Source organism: Hymenobacter telluris (assembly GCF_017313265.1).
In the GTDB taxonomy this organism is placed as follows: Bacteria; Bacteroidota; Bacteroidia; order Cytophagales; family Hymenobacteraceae; genus Hymenobacter; species Hymenobacter telluris.
On the sequence record NZ_JAFLQZ010000011.1, the window covers coordinates 119652 to 137454 of the forward strand.

The following is a 17803-nucleotide window of genomic DNA, read 5'->3' on the forward strand; positions in this document are numbered from 1 at the left end:
CAACTAACTGTTCGGCAGGCGTTTGCAAGTGAAATAGAAAGTCGGGGTGGCAGGATTCGAACCTACGGCCTCGTCGTCCCGAACGACGCGCGCTACCGGGCTGCGCTACACCCCGAGAGCGGCCCTGCGCAACTGCTAACCAGATGGAAAGGGCCGAAAAAAGCCTCCGGGTGGGGTTCCCAGAGGCTTTTCAACAAGAAATTCTTCAGTCGGAGTGGCAGGATTCGAACCTACGACCTCCAGCACCCCATGCTGGCGCGATACCAGGCTACGCTACACCCCGAGGAATTATGCCACAAAGGTAATTGAGAATTTGGATGTAGCGCAATTTACCCGCAATAAAATTACTGGCGTGAAAACCCACACGAACGGGATACAGCCCGTTTTTCAATTCATTGCCCGGCCTGCTCACGGCAAGTTGCCTCATTGTCTGCTGCTTGGCTTTACGCGTAGCTGTTGCCCCAACGTTCCGGCTGCTGGGAGTTGTAGCTGAAATTTCAATGCTTCCGATTCGTATTTCAATGGCTCTAGCGCATTGTAGCAGGAGAGTAGCCGTGGCAGTTTCATTAAAACAACCAAGCCAAACATGAACCGCGCTACTTCCGAGCAACACTATTTTTTTAGTTTGTCTATCGGGCTTAGTGCTAAGCTTTTTGGAGTACAATTCGCTGCTTAGCCTATCAGGCGCTCTGCTGCATTTCGGCCGCTAATCAGGCCACGCATATTGGCTCAGGTATTTAGCTGCGCCGCCGAATTGCGTTTTATAGTAGCAAACTGTGATTATGATAATCAGTAGAAGATATTGGCTATTAGCACTTTCAGAGGAATTATGATTGGAGAGGCGTATATTTGATTAATTTTACAAGAAATCTGGGTAGCTCACGTTGTCGTAGGTATGCATATGAAATCTGTACTTTCTCTTGTTTTTCTGCTTCTGACTTTGGTGCTGGTTGAACCTGTGCGGGCTCAAACCAAGGGTGCTGCACCTAAGCCTGCCGCCAAAGCCCCGGTGAAAGCGGCCGTGCCCGCCGCCAAGAAGCCCGCCCCGGCTACCGCAGCCAAACCAGCTGCACCAGCAGTTGCCAAGCCGGCCGCAACTGCCCCGAAGCCAGCCGCTGCTACGGCTGCGGCCCCTGCCGCCCCCGTAGCCCTCGTCACCGACAAAATGGTGGTGCCAGCCGTCAATACCTCGTTGCTGAAAGTGCAGGCCAGCGCCAACCCCATAACGGGCCGGCTTACGGTGCGCACCAACTCCCCCAACCCTACCCGCGTGGAAATCAATGGCCCCGATGGCCGTCCGGTTATCACCCGCGACCTAATCAGCAGCTCCGAAACGGCCGTGCTCGATGTCAGTCACCTGCCGCCCGGTGCTTATATCGTGCAGTGTACCTCTGGGGAGCGGCGCGGGATAAAGCGCGTAATGGTAGGTCAATAATTCGCAGTCGGTACATTCCAGAACGCCCATTTGGCCTCGGCCGGATGGGCGTTTTCATGTTTGGAGCAGTGTATATTTGGTGGTATGGCCACTCTACTTTCCTATTGGGAGCACCAAACCTTCCTGCACGGCTTCGATGTAGTGATTATCGGGGCGGGACTGGTGGGACTGACGGCGGCGCTGCACACGAGGCGGCTTCGGCCCGCGGCGCGGGTCCTCGTGCTGGAGCGCGACGTGCTGCCCAACGGGGCCAGCACCAAAAATGCCGGTTTCGCCTGTTTCGGCAGTATTTCGGAGTTGCTGGAGCAGGAGGCGCGCGGCGGCACGGCGGCGCTGTTGCAAGTGGTGCGGGCCCGCTGGGAAGGCTTAGCCGAACTGCGGCAACTGGTGCCGGATGCTGTGTTGGATTATCAGCCGGTAGGCGGCTTCGAGCTATTTCGGGCCACTGAAACCGAGCTGGCCGAGCGGTGCCAGGCGGCCATTTCGTATTATAATGCGTTGCTGGCTCCTGTCATCGGTACTAGTGCCATTTTCCGGGATGCTAGTAGCCAGCTGACCGGCCTAGGGTTTGCGGGCGTGCAAGTGATGCTGGAAAACACCGCGGAAGGCGCCTTGGATACTGGCCGGATGATGGAAGCCCTGCTGCGCCAGGCCTGGCAGGCCGGTGTTACGGTGCTGCATGGGTGCCCCGCGCTGGCGCTGGAGCCGGCCGCAAGTACGGTGCGCGTGAAAACTCCGTTGGGCACCATCGAAACCGAACAAGTGCTGCTGGCTACCAACGCCTTCAGCCGGCAGTTCTTCCCCAACCTCGATGTGCAGCCCGGCCGCGGCCAAGTGCTGGTGACGGAACCTCTGCCTGGCCTGCGCTTGCCTGGCACCTTCCACTACACAAAGGCTACTACTATTTCCGGCAGGTAGGCAACCGGGTGCTGCTCGGCGGGGGCCGCCACCTCGATTTTGCGGCCGAAGCTACTACCACTCCCGGCCTGACCCCGCTCATCCAAAACCACCTTGAACAGTTGTTGCACGAGGTAATTCTGCCCGGCCGCAACGTGCGCATCGACTACCGCTGGAGCGGCGTCATGGCCTTTGGTGCCGACTTGGAGCCGATAGTGGAGCCACTGGCACCCGGCATATTTGGGGCATTGCGCTGCAACGGGATGGGCGTGGCGCTGGGCGCGGGTATTGGCAAGCGGGTGGCAGAGTTAATGGCTGGCTAGTTTTCGTTGTTCGGTTCGTGCTAGAAACTATTTGTTATGACCGATATGCGCCGAATAACGAAAACCAACCACGAACAACGAAAATCAGGCCGCGTCCTCGCTTTGCAGCTGCCGCTCGTAGAGGGCGCGGTACAGGCCGTCGGCGTCCTGCATCAGCACTTCGTGGGTGCCGTGCTGCACAATTACGCCGTCGTCGAGCACCAGAATTTCGTCGGCTAGCTTCACGGAGCTCACGCGGTGCGAGATGATGAGGCTGGTGCGGTTGTGCATGATGCGCTGCAAGGCATCGAGGATGGCGTTTTCGGTGTTGGTATCTACCGCCGAGAGGGAGTCGTCGAGGATCAGGATTTTCGGCTCCTTCACCAGGGCGCGGGCAATGCTGACGCGCTGCTTCTGACCGCCGGAAAGCGTAATACCCCGCTCGCCGAGCTTGGTATCAAAGCCCTCGGGGAAGCGGATGATGTTGTCGTAAACATTAGCGTCTTTGGCGGCTTGCTGCATTCGTTCCTCAGTAGGGTTGTTGAGGCCGAAGTTGATGTTGTTGCGAATGGAATCGGAAAACAGAAACACGTCCTGGGGCACGTAGCCGATTTGCTCGCGCAACGAGTTCAATGAATAGTCGCGCACATCCACGCCGTCGATGCGGATGGTGCCGGTGGTTACGTCGAAGAGGCGGCAGAGCAGCACGGCCACGGTGCTTTTGCCCGAGCCGGTGTTGCCAATAACCGCTAGGGTCTGGCCCGGCCGGATGCGGAAGCTCACGTTGTGCAGGGCCTGGATTCCGGTGTCGGGGTAGGTGAACGATACGTTGTCGAACACAATGTCGCCCACCATTTCCTGCTCGATGTTCTGCTGCGAAACGATATCGGTTTTTTGGTCGAGAAACTCGTTGATGCGGGCCTGCGAGGCTTCGGCGCGCTGCACGAGGCTGCTGGTCCAGCCGAGCGCCGTCACGGGCCAGGTCAGCAGGTTCACGTAAATCAGGAACTCGGCAATGCTACCCGTGGTGATGGTGCCGCGGATAACCTCCTGCCCCCCCACGTACACCGTGACAATGGTGCTGAGGCCCACCAGAAACATAATCAGCGGGAAAAACAGGGAGTTCACAAAGTTCAAGCTCAACGACTTCTCCTTGTATTCATTGGACGCCCGCGCAAACTGTTGATGCGAATCCTGCTCCCGTACAAACGACTTCAGCACCCGAATCCCCGAAAACGCCTCCTGCACGAAGGTGGTCATGCCCGAGAGGCTGCGCTGGATTTCGTCGCTCTTCTTCTCAATCAGGTTGTTGACGTAGAAAATGCTGACGCTCAGGATGGGCAGCGGCAGCAGCGTGTAAATCGTGAGCTTCACGTTCACCATGAACATAAGCGGCACGATGAGCACGAACAGCAGCACCAGTTGCATGAAATACATGATGGCCGGCCCGAAGTACATGCGCACCCGCCCTACGTCCTCCGAGATGCGCGACATCAGGTCGCCGGTGCTGTGGCGGCGGTAGAAGGCCAGCGGCAGGGTTTGGTAGTGCTGGTAGATTTCGTTTTTCTGGTCGTTTTCAATGTGCCGGCTCATCACAATGAGCGTTTGGCGCATGAAAAACAGGAAGATGCCCCGCAGCAACGCCAGCACGATAATCAGGATGCCGTACAGCAGCACGTTGCGCCCAAACAACGAGTACACTTCGCCCTGCGACGAGGTGCCTGCAAACAGGTGGTACAGGTCAATGCCCTCACTCACCAAATCGAAGGCGTAGCGCACAATCTGGGCCGGGAAAATGGCCAGTAACGTGCTGAGCGCCACGAACAGGATTCCGCCCAGGAAATGCCATTTGTAGCGAAACAGGTACTTATTGGTAGCGGAAAGAGCGGACACAGCAGAGGGGAGTGGAGACGAGAAAACAGCGGCCCGGCTGGCCCCGTAAAGAGCGTAGCCAATAGCCGGAACCGGAAATTGAGTTACTTTTGCACCCGAATTGCCGACCATAACGCCCGATTCATTGTAGGCGTTGCGGTTGGCAAAGATACAACAGTCAAGTCCCGCTCTTTCCTTTCCCAAATCCCACCCACTCTTCAATCTCCTTTCCCATGGTTGAATTTCACGAGACGACCGACACGTCGGTCTTTGGTCAAATTGCCGAGTTCCAACACGAGCAAGTGGTGTTCTGCCACGACCACGAAACGGGCTTGCGTGCCATCATCGGTATTCACAACACGGTGCTGGGCCCGGCGCTGGGTGGTACCCGCATGTGGCACTATGCTTCTGATGCCGACGCTTTGCACGACGTGCTGCGCCTCTCGCGCGGCATGAGCTACAAGGCCGCCATTTCGGGCCTGAACCTGGGCGGCGGCAAGGCCGTCATCATCGGCGACGCCAAAACCATGAAGACCGAGGCCCTGCTGCGCAAGTTTGGCCGCTTCGTGCAGAACCTGAACGGCAAGTACATCACCGCCGAAGATGTGAACATGACCACCAAGGACATGGAATACATTCGGATGGAAACCAAGCACGTAGCGGGCCTGCCCGAAAGCATGGGCGGCTCCGGCGACCCGTCGCCGGTAACAGCTTACGGTACCTACATGGGTATGAAGGCCGCCGCCAAAAAGGCTTTCGGTTCAGAGAGCCTGGCTGGTAAGCGCATTGCCGTGCAGGGCGTGGGCCACGTGGGTACTTACCTCATGGATTACTTGCAGAAAGAAGGCGCCAAGTTGGTACTGACTGACTATTACGAAGACCGCGCCTTGGAAGCCGCTGCCCGTTTCGGTGCCGTCGCCGTTGGCCTCGATGAAATCTACGACCAAGAGGTGGACATCTACTCGCCATGCGCGCTGGGTGCTACCATCAACGACGATACCATTGACCGGCTCACGTGCCGGGTAATAGCCGGTTGCGCCAACAATCAGCTGGAAAACGAAAACGTGCACGGCCCTGCCCTTGTGGACCGCGGCATCGTGTACGCCCCCGATTTCCTGATTAATGCCGGCGGCCTCATCAACGTTTACTCCGAGGTAATTGGAGGCAGCCGCCAGTCGGCCCTCACCCAAACCGAGAAAATTTTCGATTACACCACCCAAGTGCTTACCAAAGCCGAGCAGGAAGGCACGCACCCCCAGGCGGCGGCCATCCGGCAAGCCGAGGAGCGCATTGCCGCCATCGGCAAAGTCAAATCCACTTACTAAATGGTGAAATTGTGAGGTGGTGAAATGGTGAGTTTGACGTTCTAGCCGCGCAATCTGGGCAAGCGGCGCCGTCAAAACATCAAACTCACTATTTCACCATCTCACAATTTCACAACTTCAACAAGAATGCTCAACCGTCGCACGCTTCGCATCAAGGTCATGCAGGCCCTGTACGCCTACCATCAGGCCGTGGGGTCTGATTTTTTACTGGCTAATGACCGGATTGCGGATGCCTTCGCGCCCGACCTGACTTCGCCCGAACCCCAGGACAAGCGCCTGCTGAAAGGCCAGCAGAAAATGGCCGAACTTACCTTTAAGGAGTGGCACAAGTCGGGCCAGGAACCCGAGAAAAGCGACGATGCCGACGTGCAGGACGCCGTGCAGGATGCCATGAAGTACTATCAGAAAGCCGTTGCCAAGGACGCTACGTTCTACGCCGGCCAGATGGTGCACGCCGCCGAAAGCATCCACGACCAGTACCTGCACCTGCTCAATATTCCGGAAGTATTGCTTCAGATTATCGAGGAAGAAAAGGTGCGCGAAGCCCGTAAGCACTTGGCTTCCAAGGAGCCGATGCTGGATACCACGCGGCTGGAGCAAAACCCAGTCATTGAGAAGCTGCGTAGCAACTTGCAACTGCTTGACCTCACCATTCGCCGCGCTCAGCAGTGGAAAGGCGAAGACGAGCGGGAAGCCCTGCGCCTGGCCTGGCGCAACGAAATGCGCAACGACCCCGAACTGCACAGCTACCTGGCGGCGCCGGCCGGCAACTACGCCGAAGACCAAGAAATGCTCAAGCACCTCTACAAAACCTACGTGTTCAAGGGCGAAAACCTGCCCCGCTACATCGAGGAAGACGACCTGAACTGGGAAGAAAACCGGCCCATCGTGAAGAACCTGGTGCTCAAGACGGTGAAGATGCTCGACGAAGCCGCCGACGAGAAGCTGGAACTGATGTCGTTGTCGGCTAACTGGCAGGAAGACAAGGAGTTTGCCGAAAGCCTCTACAAGCAAACCCTGGCCGAAGACGAGAAGTACGAGAAGCTCATTGCCGAATCAACCCAGAACTGGGACGTGGAGCGCGTGGCCCTCACCGACAAGATACTGCTGAAAATGGCGCTCTGCGAGATGCACCTGTTCCGCGGTATTCCGGTGAAAGTGACCATCAACGAGTACATCGAAATCAGCAAGATTTACAGCACGCCTAAGAGCAAGCAGTTCGTGAACGGGATTCTGGATAAATTGGCCCAGGATCTGACGGCCAGCGGCGCCATCCGCAAGTCAGGCCGTGGCTTGCTGGATAACCAGTAGGTAGTAGGTATTGGGTAGTTGGTAATTGGATATGGGCATTAGGTTTTATTGCCTATTACCTACTACTAATTACTCAATACCAACTACCCACTGCACCTCAGCTGGCAGTTCTGCGTATTAAGGCTCACTTTCCCTGTTCAATACTCACTAGTTCATACTCACTCTTCATACAATGAGTAGCAAAACCCTCACCGGCATTCTTTGCTTTGCCGGCGGCGCCGTCACCGGAGCCGTTATTGGCTTGTTATACGCCCCCGAAACCGGCCGCGAAACGCGGAGCTGGTTGAGCTATCAGCTGGAGAAATACCGCGAGGCCCTGGCCGACATTACCGAGAACCTGGTAACCAGCCGCTCGGATATCGGCCCGTCGTCGGCCAAAAGTGAAGGCCAGCGCGTGATTCAAGACGCCAAGAGCAAGGCCGAGCAGCTCCTTGGCGACGTAGACCAGCTCATCAACCAAATTAACTCGCGCAAGACCCTATAATGGCCCGCGCGGGCACCGGAAATGTGCTGATGTACTGATTTGCAGGGGTGTTGCTTCACCGTCGCAAATCAGCGCATCAGCACATTTTTCATTATTAGCACATTCTGGCGTGGTACCTTTGCGGCACGTACCCCGGCTACGGCTGGGCCCGCTTCCCCATCCCTTCACTTTATTCACTTTTTGATGCACCTTATCACCCTCATCCCCGGCGACGGCATTGGCCCTGAAATCACGAAAGCGGTAACTGATATTTTTGCGGCGGCGCAGGTGCCCGTGCAGTGGGAAGAGCAGAACGCCGGCCAGACCACCTTCGACCAGTCGGGGGAATTGATTCCGCAGGCTTTATTGACGTCGCTGGAGAAAAACCGGGTGGCACTGAAAGGCCCGATTACCACGCCCGTGGGCAAGGGCTTCCGCAGCATCAACGTAACGCTGCGCCAGAAGTACGACCTCTACCAGAATGTGCGGCCTTCCAAAACCACGGAAGGCATCAAAACCCGCTACGAAGGCATTGATTTGGTACTGTTCCGCGAAAACACCGAGGGGCTGTACTCAGGGCTGGAAGTGTGGGACGAACGTTTGGGCATTGCTGATTCCATTGCCCGCATCACGGTGGCGGGCGCCCGCAAAATATGCCGCGCTGCCTTTGCGTACGCCGCCAAGCATGGCCGCAAGAAAGTAACCCTGGCCCACAAGGCCAACATCATTAAGATGGCCGGCACCATCATGCTGAACGCCTGCAAGGAAGCTGCTACCGAGTTTCCGCAGATTGTGTTCGAGGATAAAATCATCGACAACATGTGCATGCAGCTCGTGAACAAGCCCGAGCAGTTTGATGTGATTGTGACCACTAACCTGTTTGGCGACCTTCTCTCCGACCTCTGCGCCGGCCTCGTGGGCGGCCTGGGGGTGGTGGCCGGGGCCAACATCGGCGACGAAATGGCCATTTTTGAAGCCGTACACGGCTCGGCGCCGGATATTGCCGGCCAAGGCAAAGCCAACCCCACCGCGCTGCTCCGCTCGGCCCTGATGATGCTGCACCACCTCGGCGAGCACCAGTACGCCGACACCATCGAGAAGGCGCTGGAAGCCACCCTCAAAGACAAAGAGAAATGCACCGGCGACCTGGGCGGCACGGCTTCTACCAGCGAGTTTGCCCAGGCTATTATCAGCAACTTAAGCAAGTAAGCTGCTGATAAGTAGCACAACCCAATAGCAAAGACCTTTTTACGGTGGCGCGGCAAAGCAACTGCCCGTTCCACCGTAAAAAGGTCTTTGCTATTGGGTTGTGCGCCACAGCCCACGAATAAACCGTAATTTTACGGGAAACTTTTACACCGTACCTGTAAGCGTATGGCCCCTGCCACTCATATGAAACGTACTCTTTTTTCTGCTCTCCTGCTTTCGGGCGTACTGCTGACCGGCGCCTGCAACTCCGACAAAACCAGCGAAGTAGGCACCGAAGGCATGAATGCCGCTGCCACTGACGCTAGCGAAGCCGCCGCCAACCCAACCGTTGACAACCCCAACGTGGTATCCGACACGGAGGTGCCCAACCCGAATGCGCCGGTAATGACCTTCGTGCAAACCGAGCACGACTTCGGCGACATTCAGCCTGGCTCGGTGGTGAAGCACACCTTCGAGTTTACCAACACCGGTAAGTCGCCGCTGCTGATTGAAAACGCTACTGCTTCGTGCGGCTGCACCACCCCCAACTGGACCAAGGAGCCCATTGCCCCCGGTGCCAAAGGCACCATTGATGTGCAGTTCGACAGCCACGGTAAGTCAGGCATCCAAAACAAGGAGGTAGCAGTGCGGGGCAATACCTCGCCGAGCATCACCAAAATCAGCATCAAGGCCAACATCCTCCCCGACGGCTCACAAGGCCCGGTAGCGCAATAAGGTGAAATGGTGAGATGGTGAAATAGTGAGTTTAATGTTCGACTTGCGCAATTGGTGCTATCGGAATATTAAACCCATCATTTCACCATCTCACTACTCACCATTTCACCATCTCACCATTTCACCATATGCTGCTTACGCTTCTTTTACAAGCCCGCCCCGCCGGCGAAAGCTGGGTTTCTTTTCTGCCGCTGATTGGTATTGCGGTGGTGATGTACTTCTTCATGATTCGGCCGCAGCAACGGAAAGCCGCCGAAGCCAAGAAATTCCGCGACTCTATTGCCAAAGGCTCTACCATCGTAACCATTGGCGGCTTGCACGGCAAAGTGCTGGACCTGACCGACGAATCGGTGACGATTGAAGTGGACAAAGGCACCCGCCTGAAGTTCGACCGTTCGGCCATTGCCCGCGAGGTGAAGCCGGCCAAAGAAGTGGTGAAAGAGTAAGGACGGATGGGTAGGGGCTGCGTATGATACAGGAAAGGCGAAGCAGTCTTTAATTGCCTACTTTGTCTTTCGGTTACGTCTTTCTAGCCCCACTACCGCCCCATGTTTTTCAACCGTTCCATCCGTTTGCTGCGCTGGTTTACCAGTCCATTCTACGGGCAGGGGCGGAGTTATTGGCAGGCGGTAACGGCGTGCTTTCTGGTAGCCAGCACGTTCTGGCTGCTCAATGCGTTGGGCAAAACCTACACCACCCGCATCCTGTATCCGCTGGCGTGGCGCTACGACGATACCCGGTATATTCCGGTGCAGCCCCTGCCCACCGAGGTGGCCGTGAACGTAACCGGCCGAGGTTGGAAACTGCTGCGCAAGCAATTGATGCTGGACGTGAAGCCCGCCGAAATATCCTTGCTGCGGGGCTTGCCGGCTACCCGTTACGTAACGGGCACCGCCGTACGGCCCGCGTTGCAGACGGCAATGGAAGGCTTGCAGTTCAATTACCTCATCAGCGATACGCTGTGGGTGAATTTTGATAGGCTGGTGAAGCGCCGGCTACCGCTTGCGCTCAGTCCGGCTGCCGATGGTTCGGCGTTGCCGTACGCCGCAGTTTTCGAGCCGAAAACCGTGGTGTTTCAAGGACCGGCCGAACAAGTGGAAGCTTTAGCCGACCCGTATCCGGTGCATTTGCCCCAGGCGCCTGCCAGCAGTACCAACGGTACGTTGCGTGTGCCTATTGGTGGGCCCGAACTGGTGGTAACCAACGTGCCCGAAGTGAAAGTGCGCCTGCAAGCCCGGCCGCTGGTGGTTATTGCCATGCAGGTAGAGCCTGAGTTGGTAGGATTTCCGGCCAACACCAGCTACCAGCTCCAACCGGCCACCGTGCGCGTGCGGCTACAGTGCTTCAAGGAGGATACGGCCCGCCTCCACCAGAGCCAGGTGCACGTTCAGTTGCGCTTCGGCTCATTTATTGGCCCCGATTCCACGTTGCAACCCATTCTCACCGACCTGCCCGACGTGGTGCGGGGCAGCCGAATTATTACCCCTGCCGTCCGTATCACTCGGCAATGAGTTTTTTGGTGTTGGTTTTTTGTTTTCCGGCGGTTGGAACCCCCGCGAAAAATCAGGCCCGAAAAACATAAACCCACCAACGAAAAACGAACACAAGTATGCTGCGCATCGGTATTACGGGCGGAATTGGCTCGGGCAAAAGCATGGTCTGCCGCCTGTTCCAGGTGTTGGGCACGCCCATCTATGATTCCGACGCGCGAGCCAAATGGCTCATGGGGCACGATACTACCTTGCGCGACCAGCTAACGGCTGCCTTCGGCCCTCAGACCTTCAACGAAGCCGGCCAGCTCGACCGGGTGTATTTGGCGGGGGTAGCTTTTGCCGAACCCGCGCAGCTGGCTCGCCTCAACGCCTTGGTACACCCCGCCGTCGGCCGCGACTTCGAGGCGTGGTCGGTGGCTCGGCAAGCAGAGGGGCACCAGTATATACTCAAAGAAGCCGCGCTGCTCTACGAATCGGGCGCGTACCGGCAGCTCAACCAGATTATCACCGTGTTTGCGCCCCAAGCCGTGCGCCAGGCCCGCGTACTACGCCGCGACCCACACCGCACCCCCGACGATATTCTGGCCATCATCGGCAAGCAAATGAGCGAGGAGGAAAAAGTGCAGCGCGCCAACCACGTCATCTACAACGACGACCACCACCTACTTATCCCACAAGTGCTGGCGCTACATGGTGAGATGGTGAAATAGTGAGGTGGTGAGTTTGATGTTCAATCTGCGCAATCTGTGCAAGCGGCAGAACATCAAACTCACTATTTCACCACTTCACAATTTCACCTAATTATTGGGCTGCGCTCAAAGGGCCGCTCCCGGTCGAAGAGGTAGCGGTAGGTGACGTGTGTTTTGTAGATGCGGGCCCCGATGGAGCGGGTTAGGGCCAGCATCCGGGGGTTGAAGTCGCCAATCCAGTTCATTTCGATTTCCGAGTAGCCAGCCTGCATGAACTGTGCGCGGGCGTGCACCATTAGGGCGCTTTCCACGCCTTTGCCCTGCCACTCCGGCACCACCCCGAAGATGACCCCGAACAACTTTTTGTCGGTGCGCTGCTCGTATTTCCGCTTTTCCCACAAAAAGCGCAGCTTGTTCCAGAGGTTGAAGTTGCGCCCCACGTGCTTGAAAATCTGGTTCAGCTCGGGCAAGCTCACGAAGAAGGCTATGGGCTCGTCGTTGTGATAGGCAAACCACAGCAGGCGCTCATCCAGCACCGGCTTCATCTGCTTCACTAGGTCGCGCGCCTTCTCCAACGACATGCCCGCAATACCGCTGTGGTTGGCCCAGGCCAGGTTATATACGTGGTGAAAGTCGTGGGCGAGCTTCTTGGCGTTGCGCTTGCTGGCGTGCCGAAACTGGAAGGCTGGGTACTGCTCGGCGTAGCGCACCGCCGCGTTGCTGAAGCTCGGGTGCAGCTGCATCGCCACGCCGCGGTGGCAAGTGTACTGCTTGAAATAGAGCTGGAAACCGTAGTTTTCGAACAATTGCTGATAGTACGGCGGGTGGTAGAACATACCGTAGTTAGGCTCGGTGAACCCCGAAACCAATAACCCCCAGAACCGGTCCCGCTCCCCGAAATTTATCGGCCCATCCATAGCCTGCATGCCCCGATCCACTAGCCAGTTCCGGCAGGCCTCGAAAAGCGTGTCGGCTGCGTGTTGGTCGTCAATACACTCGAAAAACCCCATCCCCCCGGTAGGCAGGTTAGTATCAGCGTGGGCCGTGGCCGGATTCACGAAGGCAGCCACCCGGCCAATCGTTTCGCCAGCAGCATCGGTCAGAATCCAGCGAATAACGGTGCCTGTAGCCAGGTTGGGATTCTTCTTCGGGTCGAATACCACTTCTATTTCGTGGTCGAGCGGCGAAATCCAGTTGGGGTGGTTGCGGTAGATGCGGGAGGGCAGGTCCAGAAAATGACGGACTTGCGCGGGCGTGGTAACTTCGAGCAGTGGCATGGCAGCGGCAAAAAGGGAATAGCTGGCAAACAGGGAAAGCGCCCCAAAGATTACGGTTTCTGCTGGTATGCCTAGAGTAGCAAGCGCAGACGTACGTTTACCACAACCGGGCGGCCGGCGAAACGGTCTGAGGGTCAATACTATTCCGGGGTGGGCGCACATTGCGGGCGGGCTTGCCGGGGCCCTGCCTGAAAACCGACAGCACCTTCACGCCGCCCGCCCGGATAACGTGCACTTCCGCGCCCAACGAGTCGAGGTAGGACTGGGGGTGCCAACGGTACCCCGCCAGGTAGTAGCGCGCCGTACTGTCGGGGGTGTAGCGCAGCCGGGCGCGTTGGGCTGGCTTCAGAATCAGGGCATTGTTGTAGAGCGGGTAATGCCAGAAAACATTTACCGTTATGGCCGGGGCTGAGTCGTGCGCCAGTATCCACTCCAACCCCTGCCGATAGGCCAGGCCCCAATAATCCCGCTCAAACAGGCGCTCGGCAGTTGGACCCGGCAGAAAGCTGAAGTACACGTTGCCATGCGGATGCAGGTGCACCATGCGCACCACGGTATGGCCGGTTTCAAAAACAGCCAACCCCACTATAGCCCGAGCCGCCAGCCGCCGGCCGCTATGCTGCCGGGCCTGCCGCACCAGCAGTTGGCACCCCCGGACCGCCCACAGTAGCAGTGCCGGATAAATATAGTAGAGGTGGCGCCAGCCTTCATAAACAACTACGTGCGTAGTGGTTACAACCGCCAAGGGAGCCAACAGCCACAACGCCAGCAATACATCCAAGCGGCCGTTTATGGTGCGTAGGTAGTGGCCGGGGCCTGCCAGCCACCAAGCGCGCAGCCCGGCCACTAGGCCCAAGCCGGCAGCCAGCGAGTAAGGCGCCGGAATGGTGACCAGCATCCAGACCGGAATGTAGTGCCAGGGCAATTGAATAGCCAATAGCTGCTGCCCGAGGTAGAAGTTGGTGAAGCCCCACGGATACCGTACCGCGTGCGAAGTAACGGCCAGTAGCTCCGGTACGCTCCAGGCCCACAAATACGGCCAGCCTGCCACCACCCCTACGGCTACCGCGCCAGCATACACCCCCATCAACTGCCCGAAACGACGCACAGGCAACCGAACAGCTACATTGTAGCGCAACTCCAGCAGCAGCCCTAGCAGCGTGAAGAGCAGCAGTTGTAAGCCTTGCACCCGTACATCTACCACCAGCGCGGTAGCCAACCCGTGCAGTGCGGCGCGGCGCCACGTGGGCCGGGCCAACAGGCGCAACAGCGTGAGCATAGCCAGCGTGAAAAACGCCATGTACACAATGTCTTTGCCATTGTACGACGCTTCCGCGAAGAAACGGGGCGAAAGCACCAGCAACCCAGCCCCCAGCAACCCCCAGCGCCAGTCTTGAAACCGTTGAGTGCCTAAGCGGTATAGCGCCCACACCCCCAGCACAAATACGCTAAACACCAACGAGTGGCGCATCAGGTAATACGACCGGGAATCATGGTCGGTAAAGAGGTAGCTCAGCAGAATGGCCGATATTTCGAATATCGGGCCGTGATGCGCGTCGGGAAAGTTGCGGATGTCGGGGGTGGTGGCAGCGGCCGGGAAGTGCTGCATCTGCTCGGCCGGTAGCACCAGGCTGGCCACGTACTTCAGGTTAACCAGGCCATTGAGGTGGTTGTTGGGCTCATCCCACGACACCCCGTAGTCGCGCACCAAAAGCAACCCCACCCCGAGCAGCAAGCCAAAAAACACGCCTACTACAATGCTCCTGTTGGTGATGGAAGCCAGCATAAGTGCGGGGCGCCGCGCGGAAAAAGTGGGCAAGCAGAAATCCTAGGTGCGAAGAAACCCGGAAAAGCCCGAAAACAAAAAAGGACAACCGCCAGCGGTTGTCCTTGTAATGGTGGGAGATACTGGGTTCGAACCAGTGACCCTCTGCTTGTAAGGCAGATGCTCTGAACCAGCTGAGCTAATCTCCCGAGGGGTATGCGTACTATGAAAGTGGGAGATACTGGGTTCGAACCAGTGACCCTCTGCTTGTAAGGCAGATGCTCTGAACCAGCTGAGCTAATCTCCCAAAAGGCGTTTCCCGTTTGGGAATGCAAATATGCAGGGTCATTTCCGAATACACAACTCTTTGTGCGAACTTTACCTTCACAAATTTCTTAAGAGATAGAGCTAATTTCACTCAACTCTTTTAAAGTCAGAAATTTCACAAGATTGAAAAAACTGCGGCGCTACGTACTTTATTTTCTGCTGGGGCTGGTTTTGCTGCTCGGTGGTGCGGTAGCCGGCGTGTGGTTGGGGCAAGACCACATCATTGCGTTGTTCGTGCAGGAAGTGAATCAGTACCTGCGCACCCCCGTGAAAGTGGGCAAGATGGAAGTGTCGCTGCTCGACCAGTTTCCGCGGGTATCCATCACCCTGACCGATGTGCGGGTGAGTGGCTCCTTGCCCCAAGATACCGTACCGCTGGCCCGGGCCCGCCGCTTGTATTGCGCCTTCGATGCCTGGGATTTGTGGCGCGGCCATTACCGCATCAGGGCCGTAACGCTCACCGATGGCCGGGTGTATGTGGGCCACGACCAACAGGGCCGCCCCAACTACGAGGTGATTCGCTACGATACCACGGCCGCACCCTCTGATAAGCCGCTGGCATTTGGGCTCGAAAATATCCGGCTAACCCGCATCCATACCACCTACAACGACCTGCTTCGGCAACAGCGCTACACGCTTCAGGTGAAAGACGTGAAAGCGCAGCTGGACGTGAATGATATGCTGGTGGATATTCAAACCCAGGGCGATACGCACGTAGAGGCCATTCAGCTGGGGCCAGATGCTTACTTCCGCGACAAAGACCTTGCGCTCAACACCAAGCTGCGCGTAGACCGCACGGCGCGGGTGGTAACTATTCAGCCATCAGAGTTGAAGGTGGGAGCCGCCGCGTATAGCGTAGCTGGCACCGTTAGCTACGCGCAGGATACCGACCTCGACCTGAAGCTGGATGGGCGCAATACCGATGTGCAGTCGGTGCTGGCGCTGCTGCCGGCACGGGTGGTGCGGCGCCTGAGCGCCTACCGCAGCCGCGGCGACGTGTACTTTGGAGGCACGGTACGGGGCACAATGGCCGGGCCAGCCAACCCGCGCCTGGATTTCCGATTTGGCTGCCGCGACGCTTCCTTCTATCATCCTGATTACAAGCAGGCGGTGGAGCACGTTTTCCTGACTGGCACATTCAGCAATGGTAGCTTGAAATCGGCACGCACGTCGCAGCTGGATTTGCGCAACGTGCGAGGGGCGCTACAGGGCAAGCCGTTCAGTGGCAGTTTGCGCTACGCGAATTTTCAGAACCCGGACCTGGCCCTTACGCTCCGCGCCGATTTTGACGTGGCGCGGGCCTTGCAATTTTATCCGGTGGCAGCCGTACGGGGTGGCAGCGGCACAGCCCAGCTACAGGTGTCGTTTGCGGGCAACCTACGCGAGTTTCAAGCTGGTCCGGTCACGGCCAGGGTGCAGTCGGCGGGCGAGCTGACGCTGCGCGGTGTGCAGCTTCGGTTGCGCGACGTGGCGCAGCCTTTCACCAACCTAAACGGTACTTTTCAGTTACGCCGCAATGATGTGGCCATCAATAGCTTTGCTGGCCGGGTCGGGAATTCTGATTTCCAATTGGGCGGTACATTCCGGAATGCGCTGGGCTGGCTGCTGGTGCCCCGGCAGCAGCTAGTAGTGGAAGCCGACCTCAACTCCCGGCTCCTGGACCTCGACCAGCTACTAAGCCTCAAACAACCCACCGGAGCAGTAGGAGCAGCCAGCCCTGTGGGTTCGGCGGCTGGCGATGGATACGCGTTTCGGCTTGCGCCCACGCTGGCGCTGGATGTGCAGGCGCGGGTGCAGCGGGTGCGGTTCCGGCGGTTTCGGGGGCGCGAGTTGCAGGGTACTTTCCGGCTACGCAACCAGGTGCTGAGTACTACTGCGCTGTCGGTGGCGGCGGCTGGCGGGCGTGCTAGCTTCCGCGGCACGCTCGATGCCCGGCAACCTGACTTGCTGCATCTTAGCTCTAGCACCACTTGCCAGCAGCTGCCCTTGGATAGCCTGTTCTACGTGTTCGAGGATTTCGGGCAGCAGTTTATTACCACCCGGCACCTGCGCGGTATGCTAACGGCCTCGGCCGAGTCGGATGTGTATTTCACGAAGGCGCTGGACCCGATTACCGACAAGCTGGAAGCCGAGGTGAAGCTGACGGTGCGCAACGGCGAGCTGAACAACTTCATGCCCCTGCAAAAGCTTTCCATGATAGCCGGGCGGGAACGGCTGCGGCATTTGCGGTTTGCGCAGCTGACCACGCCGGTGTACATCCAGAGCCGGACGGTGTACTTGCCGGAAATGGAAATCCGGTCTAATGTGCGCGCCGCTTCCCTGATTCGCGTTAGTGGCACTCACACCTTCGACCAGCAAATGGACTACCACCTCAGCATCCCGATTCTGCCGGGCTTATTGTCGAAGGTGGCACCGGCGGGCAGCACAACGGGGCCTAGCCTGCTGCTGGCTATCCGGGGCGACGAAGACAATTTCAGCGTGACTTATGACCGGGCCCGGCCGCAGGTGGCCCGCCCGGCTACTACCAGTCCGGTCCCTGCCAAGCGGCCGGGCCTGCTGGATGGCCTACTGAACCCGGCAACTGCCGCGCCGGCTGCATCGGCCCGCCCCGCGGTGCCGGCAGAGCCCCGCAAGCCGTTCGAGTTGAAGAAGCCAGAAAAGAAACCCGCTCAACCGCAGACAGGTGAGTATTTCGAGTTTTAATACCGAGGAGTCGCCACAAGG

Annotated in this window: 13 protein-coding genes, 4 tRNA genes and 1 pseudogene; 11 read left to right on the forward strand and 7 right to left on the reverse strand. The window is 57.9% G+C overall.

The features are described from left to right. Positions 1-41: 41 nt before the first annotated feature. Both J0X19_RS16040 and J0X19_RS16045 read right to left on the reverse strand, forming a co-directional pair. Positions 42-115 (reverse strand) — tRNA-Pro (locus J0X19_RS16040). Positions 116-209: 94 nt separating this feature from the next. Then, positions 210-283: transfer RNA gene (locus tag J0X19_RS16045), tRNA-Pro, on the reverse strand. 618 nt (positions 284-901) lie between these two features. Here J0X19_RS16045 and J0X19_RS16050 point away from each other — a divergent pair. Next, the gene (locus J0X19_RS16050; RefSeq protein WP_206985437.1) at positions 902-1435 is read left to right on the forward strand and encodes a T9SS type A sorting domain-containing protein; all 534 of its coding nucleotides are present in this window, start codon (positions 902-904) and stop codon (positions 1433-1435) included. Between the two features lie 84 nt (positions 1436-1519). Next, a pseudogene (locus J0X19_RS16055) lies at positions 1520-2655 on the forward strand (NAD(P)/FAD-dependent oxidoreductase). An 84-nt stretch (positions 2656-2739) separates the two neighbouring features. On the opposite strand, the gene J0X19_RS16065 reads toward J0X19_RS16055, so the two are convergent. After that, a complete protein-coding gene (locus J0X19_RS16065; protein WP_206985439.1) occupies positions 2740-4527 on the reverse strand; it encodes an ABC transporter ATP-binding protein in 1788 nt (595 codons plus the stop codon). A gap of 212 nt (positions 4528-4739) precedes the next feature. Here J0X19_RS16065 and J0X19_RS16070 point away from each other — a divergent pair, with 212 nt between their 5' ends. From J0X19_RS16070 to coaE, 8 genes are all read left to right on the forward strand, one after another. Next, positions 4740-5831: a Glu/Leu/Phe/Val dehydrogenase dimerization domain-containing protein gene (locus J0X19_RS16070; protein ID WP_206985440.1), complete on the forward strand. Its 1092-nt coding sequence runs from the start codon at positions 4740-4742 to the stop codon at positions 5829-5831. A 126-nt stretch (positions 5832-5957) separates the two neighbouring features. Continuing rightward, positions 5958-7142 (forward strand): transcription antitermination factor NusB, encoded by a 1185-nt coding sequence (nusB, locus tag J0X19_RS16075; RefSeq protein WP_206985441.1) that lies wholly within the window; start codon positions 5958-5960, stop codon positions 7140-7142. 172 nt (positions 7143-7314) lie between these two features. Further along, entirely contained in the window at positions 7315-7626 is a 312-nt protein-coding gene (locus tag J0X19_RS16080; RefSeq protein WP_206985442.1) for a YtxH domain-containing protein, read from the forward strand. Between the two features lie 183 nt (positions 7627-7809). Next, positions 7810-8814, forward strand: coding sequence for an isocitrate/isopropylmalate dehydrogenase family protein (locus J0X19_RS16085; RefSeq protein ID WP_206985492.1), 1005 nt, complete (start codon positions 7810-7812; stop codon positions 8812-8814). Between the two features lie 183 nt (positions 8815-8997). After that, a complete protein-coding gene (locus J0X19_RS16090; protein ID WP_206985443.1) occupies positions 8998-9528 on the forward strand; it encodes a DUF1573 domain-containing protein in 531 nt (176 codons plus the stop codon). Positions 9529-9656: 128 nt separating this feature from the next. Beyond that, on the forward strand, positions 9657-9974 hold the full coding sequence (yajC, locus tag J0X19_RS16095) for a preprotein translocase subunit YajC (RefSeq protein ID WP_206985444.1): 318 nt from the start codon (positions 9657-9659) through the stop codon (positions 9972-9974). Positions 9975-10076: 102 nt separating this feature from the next. Then, the gene (locus J0X19_RS16100; RefSeq protein ID WP_206985445.1) at positions 10077-11039 is read left to right on the forward strand and encodes a YbbR-like domain-containing protein; all 963 of its coding nucleotides are present in this window, start codon (positions 10077-10079) and stop codon (positions 11037-11039) included. Positions 11040-11137: 98 nt separating this feature from the next. After that, positions 11138-11731: a dephospho-CoA kinase gene (gene coaE, locus J0X19_RS16105; protein WP_206985446.1), complete on the forward strand. Its 594-nt coding sequence runs from the start codon at positions 11138-11140 to the stop codon at positions 11729-11731. A gap of 83 nt (positions 11732-11814) precedes the next feature. Here the strand turns inward: coaE and J0X19_RS16110 are convergent, their stop codons facing one another. From J0X19_RS16110 to J0X19_RS16125, 4 genes are all read right to left on the reverse strand, one after another. Further along, complete coding sequence (locus J0X19_RS16110; protein ID WP_206985447.1) at positions 11815-12987, reverse strand: GNAT family N-acetyltransferase; 1173 nt, start codon at positions 12985-12987, stop codon at positions 11815-11817. Positions 12988-13084: 97 nt separating this feature from the next. Further along, complete coding sequence (locus tag J0X19_RS16115) at positions 13085-14806, reverse strand: hypothetical protein (protein ID WP_206985448.1); 1722 nt, start codon at positions 14804-14806, stop codon at positions 13085-13087. Positions 14807-14883: 77 nt separating this feature from the next. Continuing rightward, positions 14884-14961 (reverse strand) — tRNA-Val (locus tag J0X19_RS16120). Between the two features lie 23 nt (positions 14962-14984). Continuing rightward, positions 14985-15059 (reverse strand) — tRNA-Val (locus J0X19_RS16125). Between the two features lie 143 nt (positions 15060-15202). Here J0X19_RS16125 and J0X19_RS16130 point away from each other — a divergent pair. Then, positions 15203-17782, forward strand: a complete 2580-nt coding sequence (locus tag J0X19_RS16130) for an AsmA-like C-terminal region-containing protein (RefSeq protein ID WP_206985449.1) — start codon at positions 15203-15205, stop codon at positions 17780-17782. Positions 17783-17803 lie beyond the last annotated feature (21 nt).

What these genes read in the sequence shown, in the direction of transcription:
- J0X19_RS16050 (WP_206985437.1), top strand. Translation starts at nt 902, where the DNA reads ATGAAATCTGTACTTTCTCTTGTTTTTCTGCTTCTGACTTTGGTGCTG.
- J0X19_RS16070 (WP_206985440.1), top strand. Translation starts at nt 4,740, where the DNA reads ATGGTTGAATTTCACGAGACGACCGACACGTCGGTCTTTGGTCAAATT.
- nusB (WP_206985441.1), top strand. Translation starts at nt 5,958, where the DNA reads ATGCTCAACCGTCGCACGCTTCGCATCAAGGTCATGCAGGCCCTGTAC.
- J0X19_RS16080 (WP_206985442.1), top strand. Translation starts at nt 7,315, where the DNA reads ATGAGTAGCAAAACCCTCACCGGCATTCTTTGCTTTGCCGGCGGCGCC.
- J0X19_RS16085 (WP_206985492.1), top strand. Translation starts at nt 7,810, where the DNA reads ATGCACCTTATCACCCTCATCCCCGGCGACGGCATTGGCCCTGAAATC.
- J0X19_RS16090 (WP_206985443.1), top strand. Translation starts at nt 8,998, where the DNA reads ATGAAACGTACTCTTTTTTCTGCTCTCCTGCTTTCGGGCGTACTGCTG.
- yajC (WP_206985444.1), top strand. Translation starts at nt 9,657, where the DNA reads ATGCTGCTTACGCTTCTTTTACAAGCCCGCCCCGCCGGCGAAAGCTGG.
- J0X19_RS16100 (WP_206985445.1), top strand. Translation starts at nt 10,077, where the DNA reads ATGTTTTTCAACCGTTCCATCCGTTTGCTGCGCTGGTTTACCAGTCCA.
- coaE (WP_206985446.1), top strand. Translation starts at nt 11,138, where the DNA reads ATGCTGCGCATCGGTATTACGGGCGGAATTGGCTCGGGCAAAAGCATG.
- J0X19_RS16110 (WP_206985447.1), bottom strand. Translation starts at nt 12,987, where the DNA reads ATGCCACTGCTCGAAGTTACCACGCCCGCGCAAGTCCGTCATTTTCTG.